At 63.2% G+C, this 806-nt stretch carries 1 protein-coding gene; it reads right to left on the minus strand.

All coding sequences use genetic code 11. From position 1 onward, the window contains the following. A partial coding sequence (locus tag GO615_RS27740; protein ID WP_169133063.1) for an NAD(P)H-dependent flavin oxidoreductase occupies positions 1 to 806 on the minus strand: 806 nt, incomplete at both ends.

An 806-nucleotide genomic window follows, 5' to 3' on the forward strand; every position in this document is an offset into this window, starting at 1 on the left:
GCCGATTCGCCGGCTGCATTTCTTGTCTAGCTGTTCAAGCGCTTTTCTCGCTTCCACTTCAAGTCGGCAGACAATCTTGTTCAAAGGTTCGACCTGGTCGGCAAAGGCAACAGATTGCCCAAGCGAGAGGATGCCGTGCCGAGTGTTACCCGACTCGTATGCATGCCGACCTATCCGGCCAGCGATGTGTGGCATGAGTGTTTCAAGGTCGCCGCCAGCTTCGATTTCGATTTTCCGAACAAGATCGGTAGTGTCATTACGAAGCGCGCGTACCGTGTTCTTGAGCGACTCCATGACGAGTGCGGTGTCGGTTTCTTGCGCCGCTATAAGCCGGGCTTTGTAATTTGGATGGGCCCAGATTTCCTCTGCAACGAGGAATCGCGTGCCGATCGCGACACCGTCGGCGCCGAGCGCCAGTGCTGCCACGAGCTGCGCGCCGGTCGCGATACCGCCCGCAGCGACGAGCGGCAGCCGGATGTCGCGCGCCGCGAGCGCGGTCTGCACCATCGTGCCAATCAGCTCGGTACCGGGATGGCCGCCGCATTCGGCGCCGACCACTGTGATCGCGTCAACGCCGGTGGCCTGCGCCGAGCGCGCGTGGCGCACGGTCGGCACCTTGTGCAGCACCTTGATGCCCGCCGCGTGCAGGCGAGGGAGGTAGGGTTCGGGATTCCTGCCGGCGGTCTCGACGAAGCGCACGCCTTCCTCGCAGACGAGGTCGACGACGGCGTCGACCCGGTCGCCCTTGGCGAGCTTGGGCAGCATCGAAATATTGACGCCGAAGGGCTTGCCATCGGCGAGTTCGC

This window comes from Aromatoleum evansii (genome assembly GCF_012910805.1).
GTDB classification, from domain to species: Bacteria; Pseudomonadota; Gammaproteobacteria; order Burkholderiales; family Rhodocyclaceae; genus Aromatoleum; species Aromatoleum evansii.